24 protein-coding genes are annotated in these 25,565 nt (G+C 48.5%); 3 read left to right on the top strand and 21 right to left on the bottom strand.

The annotated features are described in order from the left end of the window. The 3 genes from GXO76_03155 to GXO76_03145 all read right to left on the bottom strand — a co-directional run. On the bottom strand, nucleotides 1–78 hold a 78-nt coding region (locus tag GXO76_03155), incomplete at its 3' end, for a twin-arginine translocation signal domain-containing protein (GenBank protein ID NOY76851.1). Between the two features lie 498 nt (nucleotides 79–576). Beyond that, a complete protein-coding gene (locus tag GXO76_03150; protein NOY76850.1) occupies nucleotides 577–1,992 on the bottom strand; it encodes a hypothetical protein in 1,416 nt (471 codons plus the stop codon). 106 nt (nucleotides 1,993–2,098) lie between these two features. Beyond that, nucleotides 2,099–3,091: a ChbG/HpnK family deacetylase gene (locus tag GXO76_03145; protein NOY76849.1), complete on the bottom strand. Its 993-nt coding sequence runs from the start codon at nucleotides 3,089–3,091 to the stop codon at nucleotides 2,099–2,101. 239 nt (nucleotides 3,092–3,330) lie between these two features. On the opposite strand from GXO76_03145, the gene GXO76_03140 reads away from it, so the two are divergent. After that, the gene (locus GXO76_03140; GenBank protein ID NOY76848.1) at nucleotides 3,331–4,098 is read left to right on the top strand and encodes an alpha/beta fold hydrolase; all 768 of its coding nucleotides are present in this window, start codon (nucleotides 3,331–3,333) and stop codon (nucleotides 4,096–4,098) included. Nucleotides 4,099–4,159: 61 nt separating this feature from the next. Here the strand turns inward: GXO76_03140 and GXO76_03135 are convergent, their stop codons facing one another. The 10 genes from GXO76_03135 to GXO76_03090 form a co-directional block, all read right to left on the bottom strand. Further along, nucleotides 4,160–5,896 carry an NAD+ synthase gene (locus tag GXO76_03135; GenBank protein ID NOY76847.1) on the bottom strand — a complete coding sequence of 579 codons (1,737 nt, stop codon included), beginning with the start codon at nucleotides 5,894–5,896 and terminating at the stop codon, nucleotides 4,160–4,162. Between the two features lie 47 nt (nucleotides 5,897–5,943). Then, entirely contained in the window at nucleotides 5,944–6,669 is a 726-nt protein-coding gene (locus GXO76_03130; GenBank protein ID NOY76846.1) for a cytidylate kinase-like family protein, read from the bottom strand. Nucleotides 6,670–6,794: 125 nt separating this feature from the next. Further along, on the bottom strand, nucleotides 6,795–7,706 hold the full coding sequence (locus tag GXO76_03125) for a hypothetical protein (GenBank protein NOY76845.1): 912 nt from the start codon (nucleotides 7,704–7,706) through the stop codon (nucleotides 6,795–6,797). A gap of 18 nt (nucleotides 7,707–7,724) precedes the next feature. After that, entirely contained in the window at nucleotides 7,725–7,991 is a 267-nt protein-coding gene (locus GXO76_03120) for a DUF4404 family protein (GenBank protein NOY76844.1), read from the bottom strand. Between the two features lie 352 nt (nucleotides 7,992–8,343). Continuing rightward, complete coding sequence (locus GXO76_03115; protein NOY76843.1) at nucleotides 8,344–9,540, bottom strand: beta-lactamase family protein; 1,197 nt, start codon at nucleotides 9,538–9,540, stop codon at nucleotides 8,344–8,346. Between the two features lie 12 nt (nucleotides 9,541–9,552). After that, entirely contained in the window at nucleotides 9,553–9,786 is a 234-nt protein-coding gene (locus tag GXO76_03110) for a hypothetical protein (GenBank protein ID NOY76842.1), read from the bottom strand. Between the two features lie 12 nt (nucleotides 9,787–9,798). Further along, a complete protein-coding gene (locus tag GXO76_03105; protein ID NOY76841.1) occupies nucleotides 9,799–10,008 on the bottom strand; it encodes a hypothetical protein in 210 nt (69 codons plus the stop codon). A gap of 43 nt (nucleotides 10,009–10,051) precedes the next feature. Next, nucleotides 10,052–11,581 carry a sodium/solute symporter gene (locus GXO76_03100; GenBank protein ID NOY76840.1) on the bottom strand — a complete coding sequence of 510 codons (1,530 nt, stop codon included), beginning with the start codon at nucleotides 11,579–11,581 and terminating at the stop codon, nucleotides 10,052–10,054. A 17-nt stretch (nucleotides 11,582–11,598) separates the two neighbouring features. Further along, a complete protein-coding gene (locus tag GXO76_03095; protein NOY76839.1) occupies nucleotides 11,599–12,009 on the bottom strand; it encodes a Smr/MutS family protein in 411 nt (136 codons plus the stop codon). A 235-nt stretch (nucleotides 12,010–12,244) separates the two neighbouring features. Continuing rightward, nucleotides 12,245–13,594 carry an NAD-dependent malic enzyme gene (locus tag GXO76_03090; protein ID NOY76838.1) on the bottom strand — a complete coding sequence of 450 codons (1,350 nt, stop codon included), beginning with the start codon at nucleotides 13,592–13,594 and terminating at the stop codon, nucleotides 12,245–12,247. Nucleotides 13,595–13,818: 224 nt separating this feature from the next. Here GXO76_03090 and GXO76_03085 point away from each other — a divergent pair, with 224 nt between their 5' ends. After that, nucleotides 13,819–15,279: an aminoacyl-histidine dipeptidase gene (locus GXO76_03085; GenBank protein ID NOY76837.1), complete on the top strand. Its 1,461-nt coding sequence runs from the start codon at nucleotides 13,819–13,821 to the stop codon at nucleotides 15,277–15,279. Between the two features lie 189 nt (nucleotides 15,280–15,468). Next, entirely contained in the window at nucleotides 15,469–16,740 is a 1,272-nt protein-coding gene (locus GXO76_03080; protein ID NOY76836.1) for a cytochrome C, read from the top strand. A 49-nt stretch (nucleotides 16,741–16,789) separates the two neighbouring features. Here GXO76_03080 and GXO76_03075 read toward each other — a convergent pair whose 3' ends face one another. From GXO76_03075 to GXO76_03040, 8 genes are all read right to left on the bottom strand, one after another. Then, a complete protein-coding gene (locus GXO76_03075) occupies nucleotides 16,790–18,052 on the bottom strand; it encodes a divalent metal cation transporter (protein ID NOY76835.1) in 1,263 nt (420 codons plus the stop codon). Between the two features lie 13 nt (nucleotides 18,053–18,065). Beyond that, nucleotides 18,066–18,992, bottom strand: coding sequence for a 1-phosphofructokinase (gene pfkB, locus GXO76_03070; GenBank protein ID NOY76834.1), 927 nt, complete (start codon nucleotides 18,990–18,992; stop codon nucleotides 18,066–18,068). A 32-nt stretch (nucleotides 18,993–19,024) separates the two neighbouring features. Continuing rightward, a complete protein-coding gene (locus tag GXO76_03065; GenBank protein NOY76833.1) occupies nucleotides 19,025–19,282 on the bottom strand; it encodes a hypothetical protein in 258 nt (85 codons plus the stop codon). Nucleotides 19,283–19,403: 121 nt separating this feature from the next. Then, a complete protein-coding gene (locus GXO76_03060; GenBank protein ID NOY76832.1) occupies nucleotides 19,404–20,720 on the bottom strand; it encodes an amino acid permease in 1,317 nt (438 codons plus the stop codon). A gap of 36 nt (nucleotides 20,721–20,756) precedes the next feature. Then, nucleotides 20,757–21,464: a Bax inhibitor-1/YccA family protein gene (locus GXO76_03055; GenBank protein ID NOY76831.1), complete on the bottom strand. Its 708-nt coding sequence runs from the start codon at nucleotides 21,462–21,464 to the stop codon at nucleotides 20,757–20,759. Nucleotides 21,465–21,701: 237 nt separating this feature from the next. Next, the gene (locus GXO76_03050) at nucleotides 21,702–22,682 is read right to left on the bottom strand and encodes a YfdX family protein (protein ID NOY76830.1); all 981 of its coding nucleotides are present in this window, start codon (nucleotides 22,680–22,682) and stop codon (nucleotides 21,702–21,704) included. A gap of 116 nt (nucleotides 22,683–22,798) precedes the next feature. Then, complete coding sequence (locus GXO76_03045; protein ID NOY76829.1) at nucleotides 22,799–23,008, bottom strand: hypothetical protein; 210 nt, start codon at nucleotides 23,006–23,008, stop codon at nucleotides 22,799–22,801. A 208-nt stretch (nucleotides 23,009–23,216) separates the two neighbouring features. Further along, nucleotides 23,217–25,460 carry an RNA-binding transcriptional accessory protein gene (locus GXO76_03040; GenBank protein ID NOY76828.1) on the bottom strand — a complete coding sequence of 748 codons (2,244 nt, stop codon included), beginning with the start codon at nucleotides 25,458–25,460 and terminating at the stop codon, nucleotides 23,217–23,219. Nucleotides 25,461–25,565: the final 105 nt, after the last annotated feature.

Raw genomic sequence — 25,565 nt, 5'->3', positions numbered from 1 at the left:
CAAGCCTGCCAAAGCAACACTGGTTGTGCCTGCCGCTACTTGTTTGAGAAATTGCCTGCGGGTGGTCTGACTGGTCATTCTGGGATCCTCCCTGGTTGATTTTCCATGCCATGCCTATTCCGGGCCCTTTTTTGAAGCAAAAAGTATCCTGAAAAACAAGGCTAACAAAATTTGCCTTCACCTGCGTATTGATGAAAAACAGGGTGGGGAGCGCGGCCATTTTGGAATAATAATTTGGCCGCTGTCCAATGGGTACCGGTTTGTTCATCCAACACGGACGGATTGAACACCCCTCAATGGGTGCCCCGATTTTCTACGCGTTTCGATGGGAACAAGGGCAAAAGCCTGCCGGCGGAAATTCACTCCGAATAGCTTTTTTGTGGCCCTTTTCCTGAAATTGAATTCAACAGTGGAGCGTTGAAGATGAATGTCCCAACCAATTCAAAGCAATTTTTATGAAATTGTTTGGAAATTACGAAATTCTTTGTTTGTTGTCAAGGAGAAATTTTTGGATTACAAAATTTCCGTATTTATTTTGTAACACGAAAAGTTCAAGTTAGAAACATTTCTGCGTTTCTACCGAAACTGTACCGCGTAGAGATCGGCGTCTTTCATTACGAAACGCAGGCGAATGGGGCGACCCTGTAATCGGGACACATCCTCACCGTTTTTCCAGGAGACGGCCCGGTCGATTTCGTTGCCAATCAGCGGGTGGCACTCCGCCAGTGAAAATCCGGGAATAGCCCGACCTGTAGCATCCTGAATTTCAACCCCGATTTGGCCGGCAGCCGAGGTGGAAAAATTCAAATAGAGCTTCCTTCCTTGAAACGTAAAAGGCTTTGTAACCATCTCGCCACCCGCGTACGGGGCATTCACCGAGACAAAGCCGTCCAGGCGCAGGGTGTAGCGGTGGAGATTGGCCGTTGGTTGAGCGTAATTCTGACCCACGTAAATGGACAGCTCCGTGGGGCCCGTTTGCACCACATTCAGCGCCGGGTAATTGGTGCGGGACACCCAGTTTTGCAGGCCGATTCCCGGGCGGATAAACCCCTCCATGAAGGTGCGGTTGTAGCGGTTGCCGCCGCGGGTGGACATGAGGACAGCATCCGAGCAATCCTTAAAATACTTGGGATTAACTCCCAGCGCCCTGGCCTGTTCGGCCGTGAGCACCTGCCGGTGAGGCATGAAACGCGCGGCAACGGAGATGTAAATATGCGGCGCCCGAAAATAGGGAGCGGTTTGATTCGTGTAGATGTTTTCCCGCGGGGTGTTCCCAAAACTCATTTCCACCGGTTTTGACCAGTGAATAAAATCCTCGGATGTGCTGCGGCTGACCGTGCGGAACCCTTTGTACGTGCCCTGAGTCCAGGTTCGAAAATAACACACATACTTCTTTTCCCACTCCGACCAGAATGAGACATTCTGAGAATCGAAAGCGCCCTGTATCAGGACTGGTTTTTCCCGGAGTTTTTTCCAGTGAATGCCGTCGGGCGAGACAAACGCCACCAGACCGCTTTTCTTGGTCCCGCCCAGACCCTTGTAGCGCCGGGCAGGGTTTACATCCGACCGGGTATCCAAAAACGGACAGAAATTGTGGGTGATGGGCGCCACATTGGCCAGAACCACGTTATTGTCCCGTGTACCCATGATTTCATAAAGGCCGAGATCGGGCTTGGTCCAGTGAATGCCGTCGCGGGATTCCGCATAGCAGGTGACCGCCACATTGGATGTTTCCCCTTTGGCGGTCGGAAGTCCACGGTAGTACAGCCGGTAGCGGGGGCCGTCTTTAATGACCGTGATGTATCCGCAAAAGGGGCCTTCCCAGGGTTTGTCAAACCGGAGCACTTCTCCGGCATCGTGCGGGTGATGGAGCTGCAGATGGGTACCGTTCATTTGGGCAATCAGCAGGGAATCCACAAACAGCTCCCGCCGGGAATCCAATTTTATGGCTGTAGGTGAAGATTGTGCCAGTAAAAGAGGGGCAAAAATTATAGAAATCAACCACACAACAATTAATTTTCGGGTGATCATTAAACCTCCAAAATTGTTTTTTATGATTTGTAGGGGCAATTCGTGAATTGCCCCGTAATTGCAACCATTATTTTTCCTGCCAGCCCATTTGCCTGCGCTGCCAGTCCCGCAATGTCCGCCAGCCGATGAGTTTCACGCCCTGTTCCTGAATGAACTGCAGCATGCGCGGATCGGTAAAAATGTCGTGGTCGGCGGTACGGCGATCCCAGGAGGTGGTGACCGCTTTCATCTCATCCGTGGGAAGTCCGCAGTGAATAATAATTTCCGTTACTCCAGGTTTCAGGTTTTTAATGATGGTCTTGTAATACTCAAACCGTTTGGGGACAGGCACGTCGTAGGAATCAGCCTCCAGATAATCCAGAATGGCAAATCCCTGGTCGCGGTAGTGCTGCACCATTTTCCGGTACATTTCATATTTTTTGGGAGATTTTTCAACCTCGACCGCGTGGAGCGGCAGTCGGAACGGAAGCCCGAACTCCCGTGCCAGCTCCATGGTTCCCTGCAGGATGTCCGTGCGGCCGGTTTCCAGACCATAGTGGGCGCCCATGTGGGAATCGATGTGGGTTACATCCACGCCAAAGGCCAGCGCTCGCTCGATTTGTGCCCGGGTCTCTTGCAGGGCTTCCGTCCCCTTGGCATGGGTTTCCACCGAGCGGGTGTCCTGCCAGAAATATCCCTGGGAATCGAGTAGAGAAGGAATAAGTGACTTGGATAAAACGCCCGGCCAGCGGTAGAATTCCCATTCCGAAGTAAGCGTCAGGTGCACCCCGGCATCCACGTTCGGATGCTGCTTGCAGTAATTCGCCGCTTCCGGAAACCAGGGACAGGGCACCATAATGGTGGCTGACGTCACGATTCCCTTTTTTAGGGCGTCAATGGTGGCCACATTTTCCGTGTGACACATGCCGAAATCATCTGCATTAATAATAAGCAGACGTGCGTCGGCCGGATAGCCCATTTGCTGGGCCAAAGTCTGATTGGTTTGAGCGAGGCCCGATTGGGGAACCGTTAAAATCAAAACCAGAACAACACCTGCCATTCCAATAGAAAACCGGTTCATTTTTCCCTCCGCCTAATATTAAATGATTGAAAGTTCTTTCAAAATACGAAATTCAAACCGGAAAAACAACCGGAAAAATGGAAGAACATTCGGGAAAAAGAACTTGATTTTCCGGCTGTTTTTCCGTAAACTGTTTGTGAATCTGCATGCAGAGTAACGTACAGACGCAGGCTTCACGCCTCGAACCGCGCGGGGCTTTTAAAACAATCTCTACTGCATTTGAATAAAATACACAGACCATGAAACTGCATTTTAAAAAATACGGCCGGGGGGGAACACCCCTGCTCATTTTACACGGACTGTTAGGCTCGCTGGATAACTGGCACACCCTCGCTCAAAAGCTGTCAGAGACGGGCACGGTTTTCACACTGGACCTGCGGAATCACGGGCACTCTCCGCACAGCGAGGTTTTTACTTACGAGGCCATGGCGGCGGATGTGCTGGAATTCATGGACGACCAGAAAATCCCTTCCGCCGTTTTGCTTGGGCATTCCATGGGCGGAAAGGTCGCCATGTGGGTTGCAGGCCAACACCCGGAACGGGTAAAAAAACTGATTTCTGCCGATATGGGTGTGAAACGCTACTCCGGTGGACACGACGAAATTCTGGACGCCTTGCGTGAGTTTCCCATCAGCCAAATTACCTCGCGCAAAGAGGCCGACGCGCTCCTGGCACAAAAGATTTCAGACCCTGCCGTTCGGCAGTTCCTGCTGAAAAATCTGTCCAGAAAACGAGAAGGCGGATTTACGTGGCGAATCAATTTGCCGGTTATTCTGCAGAATTACGAGAATCTGCTTCTTCCTTTGCCCGATTCCCTGCGGTTCGAAAAACCGGTTCTTTTCATTCGGGGTGAGCGTTCTCCCTACATCCGGGAGGACGATTTTCCACACATTCGGCGGCATTTTCCACTGGCCGAAATTCGCACCATTCCCCACGCGGGGCACTGGCTTCACGCCGAGGCACCGACGGAATTCCTGAAAATTGTAAAGGAGTTCCTTGTGTCGTAGCCACCTTCCCCATGAGAAGTCCGGGGCACCTTCAAAGGTGCCGGGGACTCTTTTATGATGATTAAAACCGGTACCGGTTGGTAATCGGCATGCGGCGGTCCTTGCCAAAAGCCCGCGGCGTAATTTTGATCCCCGGCGGACTCTGGCGGCGTTTGTACTCGTTGCGATCAACCATCTGGACAATACGAAAAACAACTTCCTTCGGATACCCCTTTGCCACAATCTCAGAGGGACTCATTTCCTGTTCCACAAACATCTCCAAAATCGGATCCAAAATGCTGTAAGGAGGCAGGCTGTCTTCGTCCTTTTGGTTGGGCCGGAGCTCTGCCGAAGGAGGCTTTACCAAAACATTTTTCGGAATCAGCAAACGTCCTGCCTTCCGATTTCGATATTTCGACAGCTCGTACACCAGCAGCTTAGGAACGTCCTTGATCACGGCAAATCCCCCGGCGGTATCTCCGTAAAGCGTGCTGTACCCCACACTGGTTTCACTTTTATTGCCGGTCGTGAGAACCAGCCAGCCGAATTTATTGGAAAGTGCCATCAACAGGTTCCCGCGAATGCGCGCCTGAATGTTTTCCTCTGTAATGTCGGGACGGCTGTCTTTAAACACCTCTTTCAGGGTGTCAAGATAGGTATCAAAGATGGATTTTATCGGAATGATCATGAAGCGGATCCCCAAATTTTGAGCCAGTTGTTCCGCGTCCGTGATGCTGGATTTTGAGGAATAAATGGAGGGCATGCCCACGCCAATCACGTTTTCCGGGCCCAGGGCATCCACGGCAAGGGTGGCCACCAGCGAGGAGTCAATGCCCCCGCTCAGCCCGATGACCACTTTTTTAAATCCGTTTTTTCGAACATAATCACGGGTTCCAAGCGTCAGCGCCTGATAGATTTCCTCCATCTTCCTGACTGACCGAATATTTCGCCGGGGAAGAGGGTTCCGGGGATGCTCGGAAATCTCCGGCAGCCGGACCAGTTCAATCGGGAAAAAGGCCTGTGTTTTGAACTTCTTGTGCATAAAAAGCGGGTCTTCGTGCCTCCGGCGCCGGAGCTGCCCCACATCCAGATCCGTTACGATCAAATCTTCTTCAAACTGTTTTCCCTGCGCCAGAATTTTGCCTTCATCTGAAAACACCACACTCATTCCGTCGAAGATCAATTCGTCCTGCCCCCCAATCAGATTGGTGTATACAATGTAGGAATAGGTATCGATGGCCCGGTGCTTGAGCATTTCCTTTCGCTCATTTCCTTTTCCCACATGATACGGGGAGGCGGAGATATTCAGAATAATCTCCGCATCTCCGGGAAAGGCCTGCGTTTCCGTAACGCCTTCCGGGATCCAGATGTCTTCACAGATGCTCATGCCAAACATCACATCATTTCTTTCAAATACAAGCACATTCCGACCCGGTTGAAAATAGCGCTTTTCATCGAAGACGCCGTAGTTTGGAAGCTGAATTTTGTGGTAAATCGCTTCCACCTTCCCCCGGTGCAAAATACCTGCTGCATTAAAAACCTGCCCGTCTTCCCGATCGGCAAACCCTACGACGGTTGTAATAGAACCGACCCGGGACGCAATCTCATAAAAAACCCGGAGATTATCCTCAATGAATTTTGGGCGCAAAAGTAAATCTTCCGGAGGATAGCCCGTAAGCGCCAATTCCGGGAAAATAACAATATCCGCATCCGCCGCCTCAGCCTTTTTTATCCATTCCAGAATTTTGTCCCGATTTCCGGAAAGATCGCCAACGATTGTATTGAGTTGTGCCTGAGCAATTCGCACCGTTTCTGCCATTTTAAAAGCCCTCATTTCAAATGTATTCGTACTTTGGCGGCTAAAATTCAATCCGATTCAATCCGATTCAATTTCGATTTCAACGCAGTAACAATTGTTTCGGCAACAGAAGAAATCGACATAAATTCCGTATTTAATACCAAATCGTAAAATAGGGGATTATCCGCATCCTTGTGAAAATGCTGGCGAATGTAGGCCAGCCTCTGATTATCCTTTTCTTCAATGTAGCGGCGGGCTTCCTTCCTTGAAAATCCCCGTTCGTGCATGATCTGCACCAATCGCATCTCGTAGGGAGCTGCAATTTTCACCCGAAGGCCCTTCTTTGGATCCAAAATAAAATTGGCCCCCCGGCCCAAAATAATGGCCTGTCCGTGTTCAGCAATTACAAAAAGCACGTTCATAAGGTGATTCAAATAGTGATCGGGATTCAGGGCATCGGAATCAATAATGGTTTGTACCCAAGTTTTGATTTCATGCTGTTTCTTTTCGTCAAAAGACTCAATCACACTCTTGCGAATGTGGGAAGTGGCTGCAATGTAATCCACAATCTCCTTATCGAAAACCTGCCATCCCAGAATCTCGGCCAGCTTTTGTGCAATTTCGTTGCCTTTACTCCCAACCTCACGGGAAATGGTAATGTAAGCCTTTTGCCAGGGTTCGCCTGTTTCCGCTTCCTTGCCGTATTTTTCCTGGATTCTCCGACGCACCTCCCAAAGACCAATTTGTTTTGAAACCAGGTGCTCCAGAGGAACATCGTGCGCAATTCGTTTCATGACGCACCTCCTTCCTCGCTTTTTGGCCGGACTTCAATAAGTAACCCTTCTTCCACGCAAAAGGAAAGGAATGAATGGATAGTTTCATCAGAAAGAAACGTGATTTCGGGCAGGACGCCCGATGCTCAGTTGTTACCCAGGAAATTCAATACAGGTCTGTCGTCAAAAAGATTGGGGATAATCCAGACATCCTTTCCCTTTTTTAGAAAAATTGTCTTTTTGGAATTCATCATGGCCAATACTATTTTTTTATTTGATTTCACAATCATGGTGGCATTGAAAATATTTCCGAAACATTCCACCAGTTGGTAAAATCCGGCTCTTTTACCGGGGTGAATCACAAACAGTTCGAAACGAATGTTTTTGGCTTTGTACCTTGCGGTTACGCCCGTCGTGCCCCGTTCAAAGTGAAAGCAGTGCAGTCTCCCCAGCGGCCATCGAACCCGCATCGAAAGCGGCCCGGCAATCAGCATTTCGGAAACCGGCTGCAACCCCTTTGCAGGAAGGGCAGAAAAGGGATCGGCTCCCGGGGCTTCCGCAGGGATTTTTTTCAGAATCGACACGGCAAATTTCCTCAGCGCCCGGGCGGTTTCAGGACTTCCGTCCATATTCGTGATGGCCACAAAAAAGCGTCCCTTCTGAAAAAGAATATCGTATTTTGAAACCTCATTCGGAATCTCCAGTGTCGAATCCGGCGGGTAATGGCGCCTGAAGGAAAAAATCCCCAATGCCGCTTCCGGCGAAGTCATCCGGAAGATTTCTACCTGGAGTTCACCCTTTTTGTTCGTGTAGGCCTGAACCCCCACAGACGAAAACCCATATTCAAGGTAGATGTCTGCTCCGCCGTCCAGATAATCCTGCAAATGGGCCGCGTCGTAGGTTTGAAAAGAGCCGTCCTTTTGCCATGGGAGAATTTCTTCCTGAAGAGGCAGAAAACGGCTTATCTTTTTCTCGTTTGCCCTCCCCTCCGATTGCAAAAGGAGCAAACACAGGATAATGCCCAAGTAACTCATGGACCGAAATCTTGCAGATTCCATGTCTCTTGTTTTCCTTGCTTAAATGCCCATGTTGCTGAGTGTAACCAAAATTTCCTCCAAAGCCGCCGAGAGGCGTGGATGTTTGGCTTCATATTCGGCAATCAAAGCTTCCACCCGGTCCGCCAACTTGTGAAATTTTTCTGAATCCTCTGGATGATCGAGTTGATCTTCCAGTTCACCCAGCAGGTGTTCCATTTTATCTCTGGTGACGGCATTTCCCGCATCAATCCGATCAATTTCCGCACGAAGGTTTTTTATTGATTTTCGCAGTCTTTCGTCAGACATTTTCTTCTGTCTCCTCCCTTTAGTCTCCCAAAACCAGTTTTCTTCTCCGTTACAACGAAGCGTATTGAAAGCAAAAGAACATCGTGTTTTTTTAGCCCTCTTCCGGAGTTTCAATTATAAATTAACTCATTTAAACGGAAAAAACACATAAATTTTTCGTTTTGTGGTAAAAAACTGCTTTCAGGGTGGGATTTCTACGCCGAAACACATTTTAAAGAAAGAGTTTTTTGCTGACGGCTCGCCGGTAACCGGTCACAAGGATATCGCCGCTTCGTTTGACATCGACTCTTAAATGGGGATTATTATCGAGCCCGGGCCTTTTCGGTCCCGGGCACATTCGGTTCCTTCCAAATTATTCAGCTACAATCGATCCGGCCACGACATTGGAAACCAGGCTTCTCAACTGGACGACGCTTCCCCTGTCTTTCGGGTGCACACGGTTCGTAAGCAAGATGACCACGGTTTGCGTGGGGGGATCAATCACCACAGATGTTCCGGTATAACCGGTATGCCCGAAGGATTCTGCGGAGAACAAATCTCCTTTATTAGACGAATAATCTGACGCCAGATCCCAGCCCAGACCTCTGCCCGAGAATTTGGTTTTGGGGTAAATATGCGTCATTTTTTCCACGGTAAGAGGGCTAAGGATGCGTACACCCTGATATGCGCCCTTATTCAACAGCATTTCCGCAAAAACAAACAAATCTCTGGCGTTGGAAAAAAGTCCGGCATTCCCGGACACGCCGCCCTGCAGCCGTGCCAGAGGATCGTGTACCACACCGTGCAGGGGTTTGCCATCGATCACCTCCGTGGGAACCACATCGTTCAGAAGGGCCTTGGGAGGATTGTACATGGTGTGGGCCATTCCCAACGGGCCGAAAATATATTTGTGTGAAAAATCCGCCACATTCATCCCGGATACTTTCCAGATAATATCTGCCAGCGTAATGTACCCCAAACAGCTGTAGTGAAAGGCTTCGCCGGGAGCACTGATTTTCGGCAAATGAGCAATATACGTCACCAAAGAATCCGTTGGTGTGGGGGTACCGTAAATGCGCCCCACAATCGTCGGGCTGGTATAGGGCGTCAGGCCCGATGTGTGGGTGAGTAAGTGGTAGAGACGGGCATCCGGGGCATATTCATCATTTAAATCCAAATAACGGGAAAAACCGGGGATGTACCGCTTGACCTTATCCAGGAGACGGATTTTCCCCATTTCCACCAGTTTCATAATGGAGGTAGCCGTGGCAATCGGCTTTGTAACCGACGCCATATCAAACATCATATTCGTTTTCATCGGAATTTTTTTCGGCACCACTTCAGCATGGCCGTAGGCCTTCAAGTAAACGACTTTCCCTTTTCGGGCTACTAACAGCACCGCACCGGGAATGGTTTTTCGATCAATTTCCCGCTGAATGACGGCATCCACCTGTTGGAGCTTTTGCGCAGACATCCCCACAAGCGCCGGGTTTGATCTCGGAACGTCCTGGGCGAAGGAGAGTGTTAGCCCTCCCACCAAAAAAATAAGTAGCAGAAAAAGCTTTTTCATCACACACCTCTTTTATTTTTTTCGCTTCGTAAACCGATGCGACTTAAAAACGCCGCCGAATCCAATCGCCAACAAAACAAGCGCCGAGATCAAATTTGTAATTTTCCCGTGCGTCGTGGGTGTGAAAAATATGGCAATTAAAACCGTAAAACCAAAAACAACCAGAAATGCGCCGATCACGAGAAAGGCATCAATTTCTTCCCGTTTGCCTTCTTCAATTCTTTCCTTATCGCTCAGGTCAGACATCTTTTTCTCCCATTAAAATCGAATGTACAAATACCCGTAAAGAATAATAATGGCTGTTGCCCATAATTTTAAATTTCTGTACCATTTTCGGTCGGGGGCGCCCTTAAAAATATAATCATTTGGAAGGATCCAAACCAGAATAAAAATAACCACAAAAAGTGCCAATACGATCACCTTTGCCCAAACCGAAGACACATTCATTAAAAAATTAAAATTTAGCATAGTTCTTTCTCCAAAAATAATTATTTTCAAAGAATGAGAAGCATTACAAACGGTCCCGAATGGATTTTTGAATCGAGTCGTCTTTGGTTACCAGACCGTAAACCAGGCCGTGGAGTTTCTCCAGGGGCTCGGGACGCGAAAAAAGACTGACAACGACCGTTACAATGGCTGCACCCAAAAATGACCACCAGGAAATATACAAAAAGGGATCATCAATTGTGAAAAGGGTCCCTTTGAAAACAAACATGGCCATGGATAAAATGACCCCCACAATCAAACCCCAAAAACCACCCCATTGCGTGGTACGGCTCCAGAGCATTCCCAACAATAAAATGGCCAGAGTCGGACCCTGAAAAAACGAAAGCAGTGTTTGCACGTAAACATACATTCCCGGGAAAAGCTTATTCAAGGGAGCTGTTACCACGCCAATAATCAGAAACACAACGGTAAAGACCCGTCCCATTCGAAGCAGATGCCGGTCGTCGGCATCCTTTTTAATGAATTTCTGATACACATCCTTCGTCCAGAGGGTGGCGGCAGAATTCAGGTAAGAATCTACACTGGACATGAGGGCCGCAAAAAACGCGGCAAAAACCAACCCTGTAAGACCCGGCGGAAGCAGGTGCTTGATCAGCGTCGGAAAGGCTTCATCGCCATCGGCCAGCCCGGGAAAAAGCGGCAGGGCAATCAGTCCGGGCAAAACAATCAGGATGGGAATAAACATCTTGAAAAAGGAGCCCCACAAAACGCCGGCTTTCGCATTCCACTCATCCCTGGCGCCAAGCGTCCGCTGAACAATTGCCTGATTCCCGATAAAATAAGCCGGTGCCAGGACAAAGGTCAGGCCAAACAGAATCCCCGTCCAGGGGTAAGGTGTATTGACATTGGTTGGAAGAAACAGTTTAAAATGATTCGAATACTGGGGACCCATCGCCAGAATTTTTTCGGTCAGCCCGGACCATCCTCCCAGCTGCCAGAGTCCCAGAATAATAACGGCGAATCCCCCCACGAACATAATAATCATTTGAACCACATCCGTCATCACCACGGCAGACAGCCCTCCGGAGACGGTGTAAAACCCGACCACCACGGCGGTCACCACCAGAGACACGCCGATTGACCATCCCATTAACGTATTCAACAGAACAGCCGAGGCCCAGAAAATAATTCCCAGGTCGAATGCCATAAACAGCACCCAAATGAATGCCTCAATGGTGCGTACCGAATCGTTGAAGCGTTTTCCCAGATACTCCGGGATGGTGTACACTCCGGCCCGCCAGTAATAGGGAATAAAAATAAACGCCGCCAGCATCATGGCGGGCATGGAACCGATCCAGTCGAAATTGGCCACGACAATTCCATAACGGTAGGCCTGTCCGGTAGCGCCGACGAAATCGATTGCACCAATATCAGAAACCACTATCGACATGCCAATCGCCCAAAAAGGAAGCATTTTACCCCCGAGAAAATAATCCTGGGAAGAATTCACATATTTCTTGAAAAAAGCGCCCAAAAAGAGCATACCTCCCAGATACAGCAACACAATAAAAAAATCAATTCCGGAAAGATGCATGAAGAGTTCCTTTTCGTTCAGTTCGTTTTCTGTTCTGATTTTTTATTTGCAGAGGATGAAGATGTATTTGATTCCGTGTGATGCGTGCGTTTGGGTGCCCGTATGCGATTTTTTGAGAAGGTCACCGCGTCCCGCTGAAGCAATTTTAGCCGGACAATGGTTGCCCCCCAGCCTCCCCGTTCCGGAGGCGCATCAAAATAATCAATAACGGCCGAATGGGCATCCAACATTCTTCGAACAACCCATTTCAGTTTGCTCCTGCCCTTTCCATGAATGATCTTGACTTCCTCAAGCTTCAGGCCGATGGCATTTTCAATAAAGGCATCGACAATTTCGGGCACCTCTTCCGGGAAAAACCCGTGTAAATCCAAAACATCTGTTACTTCAATCTGATCGGGGAGAACAACGATTTCCTCTTCTTCCGACACTTTTTTTCTTCGTTTCCAGAATTTAAACACCACGTACTCAGCTTCCTTGTTTCGTGCAGAATTTTGTCATTTAATTTAACGGATTTTATCTTAAGAATCAAGTTGAAAATGACCCGCAGCTCCTCTTTACATGTTCTTATTTCATTGACTATGGGGAAAAAACTCAAAAAAGGAAAAATAAAAAAGGGCGATTCAGCGAATCACCCCCGTTTTCTCTCAAATGGCTCTTTCAGAATTAATCCTCAAAATATTCGGCCAAATCCGCCCGGGCCAGGCCGGTGTCCCGTGCAACACGGGCAACGGCCCGTGCAACTTCCCGGTGCACGTTTTTATCCAGAGGACTGGGAACGAGCGTGCCTTCCGGTGCAAGACGAGCGATGGTTTCAGCCGCGGCAACGTACATGTCCGTGGTCAGGCGGGGAATATCTGCATCCACGGCGCCCCTTAAGATCCCCGGAAAGCCCAGAACATTGTTAACCACTTTCCCGTCAGCGGCAAATTTTGCACCGGCTGCCAGGGCATCTTCCGGTTCAATTTCCGGCGTGGGGTTCGAAAGCGCCAGGATAATCTGGCCTTTTCGAATCATTTCCTTCTTGATCAGTCCCGGAACCCCTGTGGTTGAAATGACAATATCAGCCTTTTGCATGATCTCCTCCAGTGTGGAAGGGGTGCCACCCACCCTTTTTAATCGGTCTCGGGCATCTTCGGAAAGATCGGCTCCCAGAACCGGATTTCCGGTGTAGTGCATCAGCATTTTTGCAATGGATAATCCCGCTGCCCCCAATCCAATCTGACCAATTCGGGATTTTTTCAGATCAATTCCGGCTAATTTGGAAGCATTCATCAGTGTCGCGGTCACCACCACACCGGTGCCGTGCTGGTCATCGTGCATCACGGGAATGTCCAGTCGGCGAATCAATTCTTCTTCGATCTCAAAACAGCGGGGTGCTGAAATATCTTCTAACTGAATAGCCCCAAATGTGGGCGCAATATGGGTAATCGTATCAATAATTTGCTGGGTATCTTTGGTATCCAGCAAAATGGGGAACCCGGAAAGTCCCACAAAGGTTTCCATTAGGCTGGCTTTTCCTTCCATGACAGGCATTCCCGCTTTGGGCCCAATGTCACCCAGTCCCAAAATGGCTGTGCCATCGGTTACAATCGCTACCAGATGTTTGATGGCTGTAAAGCGACGGGCCAGGCTTTCGTCCTCTTTGATTTTCAGGCACACGCTGGCCACACCGGGTGTGTACACACGCCGCAGATCACGCAGGGTTTCAATTTTGTACCGGCTTTTAACGGCGATTTTTCCGCCCTGGTGCATTTCCAGAACTTCGTCCCGAACCTCCAGAAGCTCCACATCCGGAACCCTTTGGACAACATCCAAAAGCCGGTTTAAGTGGGCTTCGTCTTCAGCAAAAAGCACGATATCCCGATCGACATGGTAGGTTAAAAAATGAACCGTCGAAATTTCACCCACAAATCCGTCTTCGTCGCCGATTGCCTTCAACAGATTTCCAATGACTCCCGGTTTTTGTGCATTGCGAACCCGAATTGTCCGCATAACCTTGTTTTCCCACCACATGGTGTCATTCTCCTAAAATTTTGTGGCACAAAAAAACCTGTTTTTTGCTTGCCACGTGTTCCACATCTTTGAGAAATCCGATAAATAATACCATTTTTGTTTGAAAGTTTCAAGGGAAAAATCCTTGATTCTTAAGTAATTCATTTGTATTATTTAGTGCTTGAAAAAATTTCTAAAACTGAGGGTTTTGTTTGAAAACACTTAAAAAATAAATGGAGGAAAACATGACGGTAAATCTGCAGGACTTAGAACCCAGACTGCTCTGGAAGCATTTTGACGAGATTCGAAAAATTCCCCGGTGTTCCGGGCATGAAAAAGCAGCAGCTGATTATGTGATTTCCGTGGCCAAAACCCTCGGTTACACATACAAGCAGGATTCGGTGGGCAACGTGGTAATACGGGTTCCCGCCACCCCGGGGCACGAAAAGGCTCCCACAGTGATTTTGCAAGGTCATCTGGACATGGTGTGTGAAAAAAATTCGGACGTGGATTTCGACTTTTCCAAAGACCCCATTCAGCTCCGGATAGACGGTGACTGGCTGACGGCACAGGGCACAACCCTGGGTGCAGACAACGGCGTGGGCGTGGCTGCGGCTCTGGCCGTGCTCGAAGACACCACCCTTGTCCACGGCCCCCTGGAACTCTTGTTTACAATTGATGAAGAAACCGGGCTCACCGGCGCATCGCAGATCGGGGAGGGTATGCTCACCGGAAAAACCCTGCTTAACCTCGACTCCGAGGACGACGGGGTGTTTTTCATCGGCTGTGCCGGCGGCGAAAACACCCATGCCAAATTCAAGAAAGAGCTTCAGGCGGCTGAACCCGCCGGCGAAATCCTGAAAATTACAATAAAAGGGCTGAAAGGCGGACATTCCGGTCTGGACATTAATCTGCACCGCGGCAATGCCATCTTATTCGTGGCCCGCATGCTGTGGACGGCCGCGCGGCAAATCCCCTTTGAATTGATCGCGATGGAAGGCGGGGACAAACGAAATGCCATCCCGCGCGAAGCCTCCGCCGTAGTCTCCGTTCCAAAAGATAAGACCGATACATTTACGCAAATTCTGAGCCGGGTTTTTGATGATCTCAAGGGTGAGTACGGCCTGGTTGAAGAAAACATGACCTGGAACATTGAAACGCAGGAAACGGCTGCGGGGCATGCGGTTACGGCTGATTTACAGAAGCGTCTGCTGAACTTTCTGCTGGCCGTTCCGCATGGGATTCTGGAAATTCATCCCAAAATCCAGGGGCTGGTGGAAACCTCCAACAACCTGGCCACGGTGCATTTTCTGGATGATGAAATTGAAGTGGGCCTGAGCAGCCGCAGTTCCATTAATTCGGCATTGCATTTCGTCAGCCAAAAACTGCGTGCTTTGTGCGAGCTGGCCGAAGCAACTGCTGAACAGCCTCCGGGTTACCCCGGCTGGACGCCCAACCTGGAATCCCCTGTTCTGCAAATCGCCAAAGAAACCTACAAAAAGCTTTTCGGGGAAGAGCCCAAAATGGAAGCCATCCACGCCGGACTGGAATGCGGCATTCTGAGCGAAAAATATCCGGGACTGGACATGGTGTCCTTCGGCCCGGAAATTCAGAATCCTCACTCACCGGATGAGCGGGTAAGCATCCCCACAGTGAAAAAGTTTTACACCTTGCTGGGCGAAATTCTGAAAACCCTGGCTCAATAAAAACAGACTTTTCCCATTCATTAAATAACTGAAAGCCCGTGACTCATTCACGGGCTTTTTTTCATCCCTATTTTTTTCTTTACAAACGGCCATTTTTTTTGTATATTTCAAACGTTAAACACCGGTTCACTTCAAATAATTACCCACAATACAGATAATCATTCACTTAATTAAACGACGGAGGGCCCCATGAATGCAGTCCGATCCTTATTCAAAGGCGATATCGCAAAATTTTTCGGGTTAATCTTGCTGGCTTTCGCCTTTGTGACCGGATTTAGTAATTCCGTAAAAGCAGTCAATTCCAAATGCGAGGAGTGCCACAAAAAAATTACGCCCGGGATTGTGGCCGATTTTAATCGCGGCAAAATGGCAGAATCTCTTACGTGTGCAGATTGTCACGGCTCCGCTCACATGAGCGCAAATGATGTGGATAAAGCAGAATTACCCACCATTAGCACCTGTAAAAAATGCCACACTGAGCAAGTGGAACAGTACATGAGCGGCAAACATGCCCTGGGATTGGTGGCAATTTCTGCCTTTCCGGATTTCGCCAAGAAACAGCCGGAAGCCTTTATCGCCGGGCAAAAGGGCTGCAACGGCTGTCACAATCTGGGAGTAACCGATCAGTCCGTCCGAAAGAATAATCCCTGGCGGAAATACTACAAATATGGCATGGACTGCCAGAATTGCCATACCCGCCACGCGTTTTCCAAAGCCGAGGCCAGAGAACCGGAAGCCTGCATGAGCTGCCACACCGGATTTGACCATGCACAATGGGAATTCTGGTACCACTCTAAACACGGATCGGCCTATTTGACGGATCGCAAGGCCCACCGGGGACCCACCTGTCAGGACTGCCACATGACCAACGGGAATCACCGCGTGATGACGGCCTGGGGATTTTTGGGATTGCGTCTGCCCGAAAGCGACAAAGAGTGGATGGGTTACCGGGTGACCATCCTCAAAGCACTGGGCGTGCTCGATAAAGACGGCAAACCCACCAAGCGTCTGGACATTGTTAAGGCCGGAAAACTGGCCCGTCTGACCAAAGAATCCTGGCAGGCTGAACGGGACAGGATGCTGAAAAACTGTGAAAAATGTCACTCAGCCAATTTCTCGAAGGAAAATCTGAAAAATGCGGATCTGATGCTCAAAGCAGCCGACAGCCTTTTTGCCGAAGCTATCGAGACAGTGGCGGGACTTTACCGCGACGGAATTATTCCGGAAAAAACCAATCAGGCCACCTATCCCTATCCCGATCTGCTGACCTTTTATGAAGTCAACACGCACATCGAGGAAATCCTGTACGAGATGTTTATGGATCACCGGATGAAAACGTTTCAGGCGGCCTACCATTTCAATCCCGATTACACCACCTGGTACGGCTATGCCAAAATGAAAAAGGATCTGGTTGAGATTAAGGAGCTTGCGGCAAACATGCGGAAGATGGCAAAGAAATAGGTACCTTCTTTTTAACGTGCAGGGGCGATTTACAAATCGCCCCTGTATATTAAAAAAGCATCTGGCCAAACATGGCCAAAATAAACACCGAACTGACGATCAATGTCAGCCAGCCGAATATATTGTTAAATCGTGAGTTTTTGTAATCCCCCATAATTTTCGAATTGTTATTCAGGAGCAGGAGAATTCCTACCAGAATGGGCAGCATAATTCCATCCAGAATCTGGCTGTAGTAAAGGGCCTGAACGGCTGAGAACGGAGACATGTAAATCAGATCGCCAATAATCAGGGCACCAAAAAAGACGGTGTAAAAGCCCTTGGCATCGCTGACCTTGTAATCCAGCCCTTCGCGCCACCCAAACGTATCGGCCACGGCGTAGGCTGTGGAACCCGCCAGAACGGGAATGGCCAGAAATCCGGCCGCCAGTATTCCAATGGTAAACAGAATAAAGGCATTTTCCTTGCCAAGAGGCAACAAAGCAAGGGCGGCATCCCTGACCGTATTGAGTGAATGGCCGGAGCCATGCAACATAAGTGCTCCCATTAAAATAATGCAAAAGGCAATCAGATTGGAATAAATCATCCCGATGGCCGTATCCCAGGCCACTTCCTTTGCCTGGGCAACGGACTTGTGCTCTTCCTTTTCCTCGGAGGCCTGCCAGAACAAGAGGTACGGCGAAATGGTGGTTCCCAGTAACCCCAGAGCGGCAAATGCAAAGGCGGTTGAAATCTTGATTTGAGGGATAAATGTATTCAGCAAAACGGTTTTCAGGACGGGTTTGGCCAAAACAGCTGCCACGATATAAGCAATGAGAATAAATGTAAATCCCATAAAAAATCGTTTAACGATTCGATAGGTCTTAAACATTACAAAATAGGCAATCAAAGCCGTAATGGGAATCATAAAATTCAGGGCTTTGATTCCCGTGAGAAGTGAAAGTACCGCAGACACGCCCTGTAAATCTGCTCCGATTGTAATGATATTTGCAATGCTTAACGATAAAACCATCAGCACCGATAGCTTCCGGGAATAAAATGCCCTTACAATTTCCGGGAGGCTTTTTCCGGTTACCACCGCCACGCGGGCGGCCATATCCTGAACGACAATCATCATGGGAGTGGAAAGGAGTAAAAGCCAGAGCAGAGAAAAACCGGTGTTGGCTCCAACAGCCGTGTAGGTAATAATTCCGGCAGGGTCGTCACCCGCGCCCCCTGTAATCAGTCCCGGACCCAGTTCCTTAATCCGTTCCCGATTTTTCTTTACCTCGTCGATAATTCTACCGGATCGCAGATGGGTTGACGGTACGTGCATCCTGTGTTTCAAATCAGACACGTTTCACGTTCACCTTCGGTACGATGTCCTCAATATCCTCCCGCTGTGCCAACGCCGTTCCCGGTTGAAGGGTTGTTGCGGTACCTGCCGCCACGGCATATTTCAGGGATTCCGGAAGCGACAACCCGTTTGCCAGGCCAAAAATAAATCCCGCTACAGCGGAGTCTCCGGCGCCAACCGTGTTCACAACGGTTACCTGTGGAGGAACGGCCAGTATTTTTTCATGGGAGTTGACCAAAAGAATACCCTCTGCCCCCATGGATACCAGCACAATGTCAATCCCGCCGTGCTGGATTTCTTCGGCTGCCGCCAGGATGTCCGGGAATCGCGTCAAATCCCGCTTGACCAGTCGACTCAATTCGTGAATATTGGGTTTAATGAGGGCGGGCTTTGCGGTAATGCCCACACGCAGGTTTTCACCATCCGTATCCAAAAGTACGCGGGCGTTTTTTCGCTTGAGTATTTCAATGCTCCTGGCGTAAATAATCGGACTCAATTTTTCAGGCAAACTCCCGCTGATGGCCACAATTTCGGGTGTCTGGAGTTGTTCCAGTTTCTGAAAAAATGCGGTGAGCTCAGCCGGCCGGATTTCCGGGCCGCTGGCGCTGAACAAAATCTGCTGCTCCGTCTCGGAAACATTCAAGACGATATTCGTTCGGGTGTCATTGGCAATGGGCGTAAAATCACAGTAGATTCCCTCCTGCAGGAGCAGTCCCTCCACCTCCATTCCCGTATATCCGCCCAGAAAACCCAAAGCGTGGTTCACGCAGTCCAATTTCCCCAGAACCCGAGACACATCAATTCCTTTTCCCCCGGCATATTTTTCTTCTTTTTCGATTCGGTTGGAATCATCGTAGTTGATTTTTTTGACCCAGATGGTGCGGTCCAGGGCCGGATTGAGTGTAATGGTGTAAATCACGAATAAGTCCTCCTTAATTCAGGAAAGAGAGCCTAAAGTTTCTCCGCCAAATCATCCACTTCCGACTTTTTGCCCACGCGTACATGAACAAAGGTGGCCACGGCAGCAATCAAAAGCGAGAAAACAACAAATAGAATGGGATTCAGAAATTCACTCATATAGTAATCGAGCCAGGCAAAAACCACCAGAATGACAATAAAATACACGAAGAACAATTTGAAAAGCGATCCAAACGAGCGATGATGACGGCGTTTTCCTGACTTAGCATTTTCTTTTTCTTTGGAACTCATGCGATTCCTTTCTCTTTTCTCAAATTAACTCCAGTTCAAATATTTGCAGGCTCAAATGGCGCGCACGCTTTTTTCGAATCCAAATGCAGACGAGGTTGTTTACCCGTTTTCCGAATCCGAATTACAAATAGTGCCTGGCGCGGGCCAAAAGGCTTCTTTTACTAAATAAAAATTCGGCAAATGCCACGGCAACGTAAAACCCGCCGATCCAGATTAATCCCTTAAAACTTTTTTGCCACATATAAACGATGAGAACAATCCATGCCGCCAGGCTGAACAAAAATCCAAGCAGCGGTGACAAAGAATTGATTTTGATTTTTTTTCGAAGCCGGATGGCCGAAAAATTAATAAAAACAAAAATGAGCAAGAATGTGGAACTGGCAAAAGAAGAAATCAGGGTTAAATCAGCAATATTCACAAAAAAGAGAGTCACGAAAGTAATAATGACCAAACTCAACCACGGGATGTCTTTGGTTCGTTCCCGAAACGAAAAGGCCCGGGGCAGGGCTCTGTCCTGTGCCATCACCATTCCCAACCGGGCGGTGCCAAAAAGAGTCGCGTTAATGGCGGATGCCGTGGAAAGCAAGGCACCCAGTCCGATCAGGATAAACCCGGCCTGTCCTAAAAAAGGTTTGGCCGCCGCAGCCAGGGCATATTCCTTGTACTGGATTAATTTCTCGGGGGTGAGATTTCCAACGGCCACCAGAGAAACCAGTAAATAAATGATTATCGTAATGACAATCGAGAGGATAATACTGCGAGGTAGGTCCCGATCCGGATTTTTCATTTCGTGAACGGCATTTGGAATGAGTTCAAATCCCTCATAGGCCACAAAAATCAAGGCCGATCCCATGAGCAAACCCGCTGCGCCTTGGTTAAATACCGGAAGCAGGTAGTTTCCTTTCACATAAAATAACCCAATTCCGGCAAATAACATCAGAATCGTGACCTTGATCAAAACGATCAGCACCTCCGTATGACCAGCGGCTTTAATTCCGTACAAATTAATTCCGAGAAATAAGAGTAATATAAAGCTTTCAAGAAAGTGTTTAACCGCAAGAGTATGAACCGTTGCCCCCGACATCGCCGCCCCATATACGCCAAAGGTATAGGCATAAAGGGCCAGGGTACCAATGTACCCCACCAGCAGCAACCAGCCGCCAATCGCCGCGAGGTTTTCACTTTTGACACTTTTTTCCATGTAGGTGAAACTTCCCCCGTCAGACTGAAAAGCCAGTCCCAGGCGGGCGTACGAATGTCCGGTGAGAAGGGCAATGATGCCCCCAATAGAAAATGCAATGGGCGCTGCGTGTCCGGCCATCCCCACAGAAAGTCCCAAAACAGAAAAGATTCCCCCGCCAACCATTCCGCCCACACCCATGGCGATCAATTCCTTGATGTCCAATTTCTCTTCGGCTAATTGCTTTTGGGCAACCATAACTTCCTCACTTTGTTAAGGCTTTTACGGACGATTTCATTCCTCTCCCCGTCCAAAAATTCGCAAAAACATCAGGAACAGGTTCACAAAATCCAGATAGAGAGACAACGCTCCAAGTATCGCGATTTTTCCAAATTGTTCGGTATCCGACTGTCGCACGGTTTCCCCCAGACGGCGAATTTTCTGCGTGTCGTATGCCGTTAACCCGACAAATATCAGAATCCCAACATAAGAAATGACCAGATCCAACATTGAATTTCTCATAAAAATATTAACTACCGATGCGATAATGATTCCGATAAGCCCCATAAACAGATAGTTCCCTATCGAAGAAAGATTGGTTTTGGTTACGTATCCATAAAAGCTGGTTGCGCCAAAGGTCAATCCTGTGATGAAAAAAGTGGTGGCAAGGGATGAAGAGGTGTAAATCAGAAAAATAGACGACAGGGTAAGACCGTTGATGAATGAGAACAAGAGAAACAACCCGGAGGCCGTAGAAGCTGACATCCGGCTAATCCCACCTGAAATAGCAAAAACCAATCCCAATTCACCCAGAAGCAAGACCCAGATCATGATGGAATTGCCAAAAATAAGCTGTTGGAGGCCGGCACTATGAGCCGTGACGTAGGCTACCGCACCTGAAATAAACAATCCCAGCAGCATCCAATTGTAAACGGAACGCAACAAGGCATTTTCCTGAACAGCGCTCAAGGGTTGGGGTTGAACATAGGGTATTTCACGCATCGTTAAGATCCTTTTCTATTGTTTTTATTCTTATTTTTTAAAACTCCCACCATAAATTAAGCGAAATGGATGAAATAATCCACTCAAAATTTTCTGGAAATTGGTCGGCTGGCTGCCATTTTTCCAAAAAAATTCCCCCCAAATTGGGGGGAATTGAAAAACAACCAGGCAGGATCATTTTAAGACCCGGATGTTCAATTTTTACCTTTTCACATTTTCTGAAAAATCTGGCACACGTTAAAATTTCTCTTTAAATTTTCTTAACTTCTTGTGGAGATCTTGAAAAACACCTTTTGTTTTTTTACCTTTTTTCAGACTGGACATCAGGGATTTAATTTCTTTGTCCAGCACCTTATAAATTTTATCGTGAGGATGATAGCCCAATTCTTTAGCCAATTCCAACTGCACGCGCGCATTCTTCAGCAATTCCACTGCCTTGTCTTTGGAAGAATCCGCCATCACTGAAGCGGCATCCGTTAGCGCAATGGCACTGATTATGGGAATGGGGATCGATCGTTCCTCAATCACCAGTGTGGTTAAAGCCTCCTCCAACACCGCCTGTGCGTCCTTGGTTTTTCCTTCGTCCAATAATTTCGCGGCTTTCTTAATCGCAGCCGGATACGTTTTTATGGGCAGATAAACCGATGTTATACGAATTTCGCTGACCATATTATCCAGAAGACGGCGGGCATTTTGAAGCTCATCCTGAGCCACCCACTTTTTCACCTGTTCGTGTGCCCATTTGGCGCTTTTTAAATTGGTTGCGAGATTGATGGTTTGCTCATAACTGTCGGCCAAAATCAAGCTGTCACTGGGATACCGGGTAAGCAGTAATTCCAGTTTACCCACCGTTTTGGCCAGCGTATCCATAGCCGCCTGGGTTTTTCCTTTTTTGATCAGATCAATGGCATTCTCCGTTTCCTGAATGCTTTGTAAGGCTTCTTGAACATGTTTTTTCTTCCCGGCCTGTTGTTGTTTTTTCTTCTCTGCATAGATTTTCGCCTTCAGGGTGTCTCGGGAAATACCGGTGACTTTTAGAAGGGCCTCTTGTCTTTTTGATTTAAGCTCAGCTATCCGTTGTTTTGAACCCGGAATGGCTGCCTGTTTGCTTTCTGATGCTTTATGTCCACATCCTGCCACTGCCGCCAGCAGGAACACGGCGACTACACCTGCTGCTATTCCCGATTGATTCCAATGAAAACTGCGCCTTCGTTTCATCGTGCCCTCCTTTCTTGTTTTCGTTTCGGATGAAAAAATCCCCCCGCCTTTTTTGGAGGATTACCATGCACTCGCTTTATTCTTTCATTGTGAATCAAAAAGCCTTCCTGAAAATCTCACGCAAAGCCCTGTTTGGATTTGGGCTCGTAGCTGTAGCAGACAAACTCCGAGTCATCCCGTTCATCGATTCGCGTGAGCGTACACAGGATCTCTTCGGCGGGATCATCGTCTTTTTTACACGTCAAACACAATCCCGGTTTGGGAATTAAATTGGGATCAATTTTTGTTCCGTCATCCAAATAATAGCCGTCGATGTCCTCATCCATTTTTTCTTTCCTTATCTTTTCTTCTTTTTTATTGGATAACAGCCCAACCGATTTTTTAAACTCCGAAATACATTCCAACGTTTCATAGTTATTAAAACAAGAAAATAATTTTGTTTTTTTATTTCCCGATATTCCGGCTTAAAGCTGCAACCCTCGTTAAAAAAGGAACTCCTCTGCACCATTCCGTCAATTCCAACGCCGGTTGATCTTACCCTTCCAGATTCAAGCTCAATGCCACGCGTTGTCGTTCCAGGTCCACTTTCAGGACCCGCACATCGATGACGTCCCCCACGGAAAGAACGTCCATGGGATCTTTAACGCGGCGTCCCATTTCGCTCCGGTGCACCAGGCCATCCTGCTTGACACCGATGTCTACAAAGGCTCCAAAATCCACCACATTTCGCACTGTCCCCTTCAAAATCATTCCTTCCTTTAAATCCTCCATTTTCAGCACGTCACTGCGGAAGATGGGCGGAGGGACTTCCGTTCGCGGATCACGTCCCGGCTTTTCCAGATTCTCCAGAATGTCCATCAGCGTATATTCACCCACACCGATTTTTGCGGCCAACTCCTCGAAGGCCAGATTCTTTTCTTCAATTTTTCGGCGTACAATCTGGCCGTTTGCGCGCACCACTTCCCAATCCAAACCCAGCACATTCAGAAGCTTTTGAGTCGATTCGTAAGACTCCGGGTGAATGGCCGTATTGTCCAGCCAATTGTTTCCCCCCCGGATTCTCAAAAATCCGGCGCTCTGCTCAAAACTCTTGGCCCCCATTCCCTTCACGTCCAACAAGTCCTGGCGATTTTTAAACGCCCCATGTGTATCACGATGGGCGACAATAGTTTCCGCCAGCTTGCCGTTCAGCCCGGAAACATATTTGAGCAGGGCCGGGGAAGCCGTATTCACATCCACCCCCACATAATTCACCACCGATTCCACCACGGTTTGCAGGGAATCGGCCAATTTTTTTTGATTTACATCGTGCTGATACAATCCTACCCCAATGGACTTGGGATCAATTTTCACCAGTTCCGCCAAGGGATCCAAAAGGCGGCGGGCAATGGAAATATTGCCCCGCATGCTGGCTTCCAAATCGGGAAATTCCTTCCGAGCCAGCGGAGAAGCAGAATACACGGACGCTCCGGCTTCGCTCACAATGACGTACCGCACGTCCGGAACCTTTTCTTGAATGAGCTCGGCCACCAGCTGCTCGGTTTCACGGGAAGCGGTGCCGTTGCCGATCGCAATGACGTCCACATAGTGCTTGTTAATTAAGTCCAATAGAATGCCCTTCGCCTTGTCCCATTGATTTTGGGGCGGGTGCGGGAAAATGGTGTTTCCCTCCAGGTATTTACCGGTTTCATCAATCACGGCCACTTTGCAGCCGGTGCGGTAGCCGGGATCAATGCCCATAATGATTTTCCCTGCGATGGGCGGCTGCATGAGCAGATTGCGAAGATTTTTGGCAAACACCTGAATGGCATGGTCCTCCGCCTTTTCGGTGAGAAGACTCCGGACTTCCCGCTCAATTGCCGGAAAAATCAGCCGGTAGTAGGCATCGGTAACGGCCGTACGCAGGTGTTCGACAAAAACAGACTGTGGGTTTCGAACAATCATAAGCTCCAATTTTCGCAAAACGGAGTCGTCCTCCACCTCAATTTTGACCCGGAGTTTTCCTTCTTTTTCCCCGCGGTTCATGGCCAGAATCCGGTGCGGACGGATGCGCTTGAGAAGCTCCTTGTAATCGGCGTACATTTCATACTCGGCGCGCGCGTCGGTTTTCCCTTCGCTCACAAGCAGTCCGGTATCCAAAACGAATTTTCGCACCAACTGACGGAAATCGGCACTGTCCGAAATCATTTCCGCTACAATATCCCGGGCACCCTGCAACGCCTCGTCAACGGAAGGAACATCTTTTTCCTCGCTGACATACGGCTCGGCATACTCTTCCGGTGTACCTTCCTCAATCTTCTGTTCCCAAATAAGTTGGGCAAGCGGTTCCAATCCCTTCGCTCTGGCCATTGTGGCGCGGGTTTTTCGCTTTGGTTTGTAGGGCAGATAAAGGTCTTCCACTTCCTGCAATTTTCGCGAACGGACGATTTTCTCCCGGAGTTCCGGGGTAAGCTTGCCCTGTTCGTCGATCGTTTTTAGAACCGTCTGCTTTCGCTCCTCCAAAATACGAAAATAATTCACCCGCATCTGAATGTCCCGGATTTGCTCTTCATCCAGCTTACCCGTGACCTCTTTTCGGTACCGCGCAATAAACGGCACGGTGTTGCCGTCGTCCAACAATTCCACGGTGTTTTTAACCTGAACCGGGAGAACCCGCAGTTCTTCTGCAATCAATTCAACAATCTGTTCTTCGGTTAACCCTTCGTACACACGACACTCCTGTTTTTTGTGACTGAAATAGTGTTTTAAATAATACAAAAATTTTGGATTTTGGATCATTCGCAAGGTGAAAGAGAGGATTGCCGACGAGTCGGTTCTTTGGATCGGCATTAAATCTCCGGACAAAAGGTGTCGGGGACTTACGACATAAAAATTCCGGTAGAA

The organism is Calditrichota bacterium (assembly GCA_013151735.1).
GTDB lineage: Bacteria > Zhuqueibacterota > JdFR-76 > JdFR-76 > BMS3Abin05 > BMS3Abin05.
The sequence above is the reverse complement of the archived record's forward strand: the minus strand, read 5'-3'. Positions and strand labels throughout refer to the sequence as shown.